The sequence below is a fragment of the Planococcus sp. A6 genome, assembly GCF_028823615.1.
Taxonomy (GTDB): domain Bacteria; phylum Bacillota; class Bacilli; order Bacillales_A; family Planococcaceae; genus Planococcus.
Genome location: NZ_JAPEHT010000156.1, coordinates 1 through 6868, shown reverse-complemented (window position 1 = coordinate 6868; position 6868 = coordinate 1). Strand labels below are relative to the sequence as shown.

8 protein-coding genes are annotated in these 6868 nt (G+C 50.9%); 7 read left to right on the top strand and 1 reads right to left on the bottom strand.

Annotated elements, in window-relative coordinates; all coding sequences use genetic code 11:
* The 7 genes from ON064_RS16345 to pabB form a co-directional block, all read left to right on the top strand.
* Positions 1 to 1302, top strand: a 1302-nt coding sequence (locus ON064_RS16345; protein ID WP_483879763.1) for a ribonucleoside-diphosphate reductase subunit alpha, incomplete at its 5' end; no start/stop codon positions are given.
* Between the two features lie 6 nt (positions 1303 to 1308).
* A complete protein-coding gene (locus ON064_RS16340; RefSeq protein WP_274625598.1) occupies positions 1309 to 2355 on the top strand; it encodes a ribonucleotide-diphosphate reductase subunit beta in 1047 nt (348 codons plus the stop codon).
* Positions 2342 to 2821 (top strand): flavodoxin domain-containing protein, encoded by a 480-nt coding sequence (locus tag ON064_RS16335; protein ID WP_274625597.1) that lies wholly within the window; start codon positions 2342 to 2344, stop codon positions 2819 to 2821. The genes ON064_RS16340 and ON064_RS16335 overlap by 14 nt, the downstream gene beginning before the upstream one ends.
* A 74-nt stretch (positions 2822 to 2895) precedes the next feature.
* Positions 2896 to 3075 (top strand): hypothetical protein, encoded by a 180-nt coding sequence (locus ON064_RS16330; protein ID WP_274625596.1) that lies wholly within the window; start codon positions 2896 to 2898, stop codon positions 3073 to 3075.
* Positions 3076 to 3320: 245 nt separating this feature from the next.
* Positions 3321 to 3719, top strand: a complete 399-nt coding sequence (locus ON064_RS16325; RefSeq protein WP_121299190.1) for a DUF1259 domain-containing protein — start codon at positions 3321 to 3323, stop codon at positions 3717 to 3719.
* A gap of 295 nt (positions 3720 to 4014) precedes the next feature.
* Positions 4015 to 4638, top strand: a complete 624-nt coding sequence (locus ON064_RS16320; RefSeq protein ID WP_274625595.1) for an anthranilate synthase component II — start codon at positions 4015 to 4017, stop codon at positions 4636 to 4638.
* Positions 4613 to 6358: an aminodeoxychorismate synthase component I gene (gene pabB / locus ON064_RS16315; RefSeq protein WP_274625594.1), complete on the top strand. Its 1746-nt coding sequence runs from the start codon at positions 4613 to 4615 to the stop codon at positions 6356 to 6358. The genes ON064_RS16320 and pabB overlap by 26 nt, the downstream gene beginning before the upstream one ends.
* 100 nt (positions 6359 to 6458) lie before the next feature.
* Here the strand turns inward: pabB and ON064_RS16310 are convergent, their stop codons facing one another.
* Positions 6459 to 6767 carry an inner-membrane translocator gene (locus ON064_RS16310; protein WP_274625593.1) on the bottom strand — a complete coding sequence of 103 codons (309 nt, stop codon included), beginning with the start codon at positions 6765 to 6767 and terminating at the stop codon, positions 6459 to 6461.
* Between the last annotated feature and the right edge of the window lie 101 nt (positions 6768 to 6868).

Below are 6868 nucleotides of genomic sequence, written 5' to 3'. Positions count from 1 at the left end.
TCGATTCCGGATTTGTTTATGCAAAAATTGCAGGAAACGGATGAAAATGGCCGCAGCATCGGCGAATGGCATACGTTCTGCCCGCACGAAGTGAAGCAAGTGATGGGGTGGAAAGACGACCAGGGCAATCCGCTTGGCCTGGAAGATTTCTACGATGAAACGGACCGTAAATACTTCACGGAAAAATACGAGGAAGCGGTCAACCATCCTTTATTGGCCAGAAAATCGTTCCGTGCGATGGATGTTATGGCGCGCATCATGGTGTCGCAGCTTGAGACCGGCACGCCGTATATGTTCTACCGCGACGAAGTGAACCGCCAAAACCCGAACAAGCACTTGCGCGGCATCGGCAAAACATCTATCTACTGCAGCAATCTGTGCAGTGAAATCGCACAGAACATGTCGCCGACTGAAATCATCAAAGAATACAAAGACGAAGAAGGGAATCTCGTCACTGTGAAAAAACCGGGCGATTTCGTCGTCTGCAATTTATCGTCCATCAATTTGCCAAGAGCGGTGCAGGCGGACGTCTTGTCCCGTCTCATCCCGATTCAATTGCGCATGCTTGATAATGTCATCGATTTGAATACCATTTCGGTCGGCCAGGCGGAAGTGACGAACCTAAAATATCGCGCCGTTGGAATGGGTTCATTCGGATGGCACCACTTGCTCGCGCTTCGGGGCATTCATTGGGAAACGCAACAAGCCGTCGATTATGCCGATACATTGTATGAAGAAATCGCTTGGCACGCCATCCGCGCATCAGCGGGACTGGCAGAAGAAAAAGGCGCATTCAGTGAATTCACAGGTTCTGAATGGCACACTGGTGAGTATTTCGAGCGCCGTGGCTACAACAGCGAACGCTGGGACGCATTACGCCGTAAAGTCGCAACATCCGGCGTCCGCAATGGCTGGATGATGGCTGTCGCGCCTAACTCGTCGACTGCGAAAATCGGCGGTTCGACAGACGGCATCGATCCTTTGTATGCCGTCGAATACGCAGAAGAGAAAAAGAATTTCCGCTTTAATGTAACGGCACCGGACCTTAACCACCACACATACGATTATTACCGCCGCGCACGCCACGTGCTGGACCAAAAATGGAGCATCCGCCAAAATGCCGCGAGACAGCGCCATATCGACCAGTCGATCAGCTTTAATTTGTATGTGCCGCACACGATCCGCGCCAAGGAGTTGCTCGAATTGCATCTCGAAGCGTGGGATTGTGGATTGAAGACGAGCTATTATGTGCGCAGCACGTCGCAGGAAGAAATCGAAGCATGCGAGGCATGTGAAAGTTAAGGAAGGATGAGGAACATGCAAACTTTAACGAAACAGCCATTGATGGATCCGGATGCACCGAACCGCTCGACCGCTATTGTCGGCGGGGCGAGCTCCGGTTTGCTCAATTGGAATGACATCGCCCATCCGCATATGTATGAATTGTACCAAGCGCTGCTCGCGAACTTCTGGAAAGCGCAGGAAATCAATATGCAGGATGATATTAAAAATTGGGACTCGCTATCGGATACCGAAAAAGATGTCTTTTTGCGCATCAACACGCAGCTTGCGTCTCTCGACAGCCTGCAGACTCCGACGATGACCCAAGTAATGGACTATGTCAGCGATTCAAGCTTCAAGTCGATTTTTGCCGTCATCGCCCAGCAGGAAGCGGTCCATACCGAGTCGTATTCCTACGTACTCAGCTCGCTGGTGCCGCTCGATGAACAGAACCGGCGCTTTGATGAAGCGAAGAACGACCCGCTCGTCAGAAAGCGCAACGCACGGATCTTGTCTGCGTACGAAGCGTTCCGCACCGAGCCTGATTTGAAAAACTTATTGAAGCTGGCGGTCAATTCGATTAATTTGGAAGGCATTTATTTCTATGCCGGCTTTGCGTTTTTCTACCACCTCGCGCGCCAGCAGAAAATGCTCAAGACCAGCACGATGATCAGCTACATCCAGCGCGATGAAATGCAGCATGCCTATTTCGTTTCCCAGTTTATCCGCATCCTGATTGCGGAAAACCCGGAACTTGCGACAGATGAGATGAACGACTGGATCCGCGATGAAGTGGCGCACGCTGTGGAACTCGAAAAAGAATGGGCACAGCATATCCTCGGGGAGATTGACGGCCTGGATTTGGATGAGTTCAACGAATATGTCGAGTACTTGGCAAACAAGCGGCTGCGCCAACTCGGCCTCGGCAACCTCTACGAAACGCGCGACAATCCGATGCCGTGGATCCGCGTCTTCGGCGATGACATGATGAACAGCACAAAGTCGGATTTCTTCGAACAGAAATCGCGCGCCTATACGAAAGTGTCGGAGTCGAACGGCTTTGACGAATTATAAACCGACCATTGCAATTGTCTATGCTTCTGCGACGGGGCACACGGAAAGCCTCGCCCAAATGGTTACGGATGCGCTAGTTCGTCAAGGGGCTCAACCGGATGTTTTTCGCGTGAAGGAATTCGATCTCGTCGAACTATGCCGTTACGATATAGTTGTGGTTGGTACATATACGTGGATGAACGGCGAAATCCCGAAGCAGCTCCATGGCCTGTACGAAGCGATGGAACAGCTGGATAAGACGCCCATCACAGGCGTATTCGGCACAGGCGACAGCTGCTTTGCGACGTATTGCGGCGCGGTGGATCTGTTCCGGGATATGCTGCATGCGACAACCGTCTTAGCCGCAACGCTCAAAGTCGAACAGATGCCGTCTGCGGGTGACCGTATGCGCTGTGATGCGTTCGCGGAAAGTGTGTTGACGAAATACAGCTATCATAAAGGCGTGCCCTTAGCCGCCAACTTTTGAAAGTCTCCTGTAGTTTCTCCTTTTGACAAGCGGGTATAGAGCTAATAAGGAATCGAAACAGAGGAGGAAAGTCTATGGCACAACAGAAATGGTTGAAAGTCGGCGCAGCGGCAATGCTGTCTGCGGGAATGCTGGCTGCTTGCGGCGGCGGGGAAGACGAGCCGGAAATGGAACAAGAAACAGACGTCATGCCAGGTGAAGAACAAGGCGACTCTGAAGACAATGAAGATGATGAGGAAGATGAAGAAGATTGATTTTGTATAAGTAAGTGTAGGCCTATAGTTTCCCTTTTTGGACGATTTATCTTATACTATTCACGAACGGGAAGCCATAGTATTTCCGATCAGGCATTAATTATCACTGCTCAAAAACATACAACTCTAATTTGGTAAAATGGAACAGACTATAGCGCTGGAACCAACGCCGAAAAAAGCCCTTGCTTGGGGTTTTTTTCGGCGTTTTCTTTTCGGCGTAATTTGCTTTAAGAAAGGGGAACGATATGAAAATCGAACACACTATCATGGACCTGGCACAACAGGTCGGTAACTTGCTTGAGGCAGAAACCGATACCACGGACATGGAATGCCTGATCAAGAAAAACCGCACCGTAACCATTCAATTGCATGATAAAAGTTTTGATTGCACGCTGGAACACGATATATCGTTTCGAAACCTGAAATCCGATGGCTCTGCCATGAATGAAGCAGACATCTACCTGCTCCCTGAAGAAGTGACGTTATTTACGCAAGCATTGCAGCAATACCCGATTGCCTTGCCGACAGAATTTGAGCAAAGCATCGACTCGAACCCGAATATTGTGTGTCTGCGACTGATTGCAGAGGAACCGCCGGAGAATTTCGCGGCACGGCTCGCTGCCGCATTGCGCCAGATCGATTAAATAGACAAAACCCGGACGCCTGGCGATCCGGGTTTTTAGTATGCATCCTTTATTTGGAAAATGAGGGTCAACATGTTACGGTGGGCATGCTGGCAGATTTAATTATCTAAAGTGGCGAATCTGGATAAACTAGCGTTATGCTTTACGGATGAGGCTATTTATAGTCAGTGTTCCGTTAAGTAAACTTAATTCGGACATTCTTCTGTTTGCATGCTATTGCATAAGCTATGCTTAATCGCCTCACTCCCTTTATAATGAAACTACGCAACATTTCATTTGAAGAGGAGTTTTTCCCGTGATTGTCATCATCGATCATTATGATTCATTTACATATAATCTGGTCCATTACTTCGAACGGCTCGGTGCGCGTGTGGAGGTCTTCCAGAATGACCGGGCCGCGCTGCAAGATATCGAAGCCTTATCGCCGGAGCTGATTGTGCTGTCGCCAGGGCCGGGCAAGCCTTTGCAGCTAGGCGTCGGGACAAAAGCGCTCGAACAGCTCAGCGGAACTGTGCCAATACTCGGCGTGTGCCTTGGCCACCAGAGCATTGTCGAGTTTTACGGAGGCAAAGTCCGTAAAGGCGCACAGCCTGTCCACGGCAAAGTATCGGAAGTTGTACACAGCGGGCAGGGAGTTTTTGCGGGGTTGAGTTCACCGACGCCAGTCGTGCGTTATCATTCGCTCGTGGCAGAAATCGATACGCTTCCAGGCATTCTCGAAGTGACGGCAACAGCAGAGGATGGCAGCATCATGGGCGTGCGCCACAAAGAATTGCCGGTCGAGGGCATCCAATTCCATCCCGAATCAATTTTGACGAAGGATGGGTTTCAAATGCTTGTGACCGCCTATCAGAACGCCCAATTATGGAATCGTGAAAAGAAAGGAGGCGCACATGATGGCCCCTTATCTGCAGTTTGATTTTGCGAAAGACGACGGAACACCGGAGACGATCGCCTTTTCCGAGCCGCATGCAGTACTTGAAGCGAAGTCGCTTAAGGACGTGGCGGCCATTTTTGAACAAGTCGACCGTTACACGTCACAAGGCTATTACGCGGCGGGCTATGTCTCCTACGAAGCGGCGCCTGCTTTCCATCCGGAAATGGCTGTGCACAAAGATGCTGAAATGCCGCTCGTCTGGTTTGGCATCTATAGCGAACCACAAGCGCCAACACCTTCAGGCGATGGAAATTATGAAGTGTCGGCCTGGACGCTCGAAGGCTCCGTGGCTGAGTACAAGGACGGCATCCAGAAAATCCGCCAGGCGATCGAAGAAGGCGATACTTATCAAGTGAATTACACGGAACGCCTCACCGCTGGATTCAAAGGGGACGCAAAAGCATTTTACCAGCAGCTTGCACGCAACCAGCAAGCAGATTACAGCGCTTACTTAGATATCGGGCGCCATCAGATTTTGTCGGCATCGCCCGAATTATTCTTCCGCATCGACGGCCCGCGTATCCGCACGAAGCCGATGAAAGGCACCGCACCGCGCGGCAGGACGAGCTGGGAAGATGAGGCCATTTTGGATGTGCTGCTCGAATCGGAAAAAGAACGCGCCGAGAACTTGATGATCGTCGATCTATTGCGAAACGATATGAGCCGACTCGCCAAGCGGGGAACGGTGCAAGTGCCGAAGCTGTTTGAAGCGGAAAAATACCCGACTGTCCATCAGCTCACGTCAACAGTAGAAGCTGAACTGCCGGAAGGGCTCAGCGTATTCGACTGGTTCCAGGCATTGTTTCCGTGCGGCTCAATCACTGGCGCGCCGAAAGTCAGCACGATGCGCTACATCGCCGAACTCGAACAGACGCCGCGGGAAGTCTACTGCGGCGCAATCGGCTATATCACGCCTGAAAAAAACGCCGTCTTCAACGTGCCGATCCGTACCGTCGTCATCGATCAGGACAAATCGGCTGCGCGTTACGGCGTGGGCGGCGGCATCACCTGGGATTCGACATCCGAAGGCGAGTACGAGGAGTTATTGACGAAAGCCCGCGTGCTGACAGACCAGCGCCCGGAATTCGCCTTGCTCGAATCGCTCAAGCTGGAAGACGGAAACTATCCGCTGGTCGCGTTTCACCTCGCGAGGCTGAAAAAAAGCGCGGCATATTTCCGTTTTGCATGGGATGAAGAGGCTGTGGTGAAACAATTGGAATCACTTGCCTCACAGCATGCGACAGGCCTTTTCAAAGTCCGCTTGACGCTTGAGCGCAGCGGCAGGATGGAGCTGACTGCACAGCCGGCAGCCCCGGTCGAGCAGCCGATCCACTGCGCACTCGCCAAATCGCCGGTCGACAACCGAAATGCATTTCTCTATCACAAAACGACCAACCGCGGCATCTATGAACAGCACCAACAGCACGCACCGGACGCTTTTTCCGTACTGTTATGGAATGACCGCGAGGAATTGACCGAGTTTACCATCGGCAACCTGGTCGCAGAAAAAGACGGCCGTTTCTACACGCCGCCCGTCTCAAGCGGCCTGCTCGGCGGCACCTACCGCAAACAGCTCCTTGAAGAAGGGCGCATCGAAACGAAAGTGCTGAAAAAAGACGAGCTCGGCACATTCGACGCCATCTGGTTCATCAACAGCGTCCGCGGATGGATGAAAGTGGAACTTGATGAGATCAATAGTTGAAATCAAACTGCTGTAAAGATCCAATGTGAAATTCTTTTAATAGGATATGTATAAATCAAAACCCCAAGCCACGCTCAGAATCTGCGTAGTTTGGGGTTTCTTATGCTCGCGCACGCCGCTTATTGGCAACTAGTTTTACAATAGCCAATACAAGCCCTATCACGAAATGGATCGCGCCATTGGCCAGTACAACGAGACCTATGAACACCGCCATTATGGCGCCTCCTTGGCCGGTAGAGCCAATATCAACCAGGATGAAACGGGCAGCATAGCCAAGGCCAATGCCGAAAACAGCCAATAATACGCCCGAAGCCCAGAGCGGGAACTTTCCGCTTCTGTGCCATTTTATGATAAAAAGATTTACCGGGATCAACAATGCTGCAAGAAATAAATACATCAATACATCCATACAATCCCCCCCTATTCTTACTATTCAATGTACGACAAAAAGGAAGATTTTTCAAAAATGCTAAGACAGCTCTTTGTTTAGCTGATCATCAAAAAAGCCGG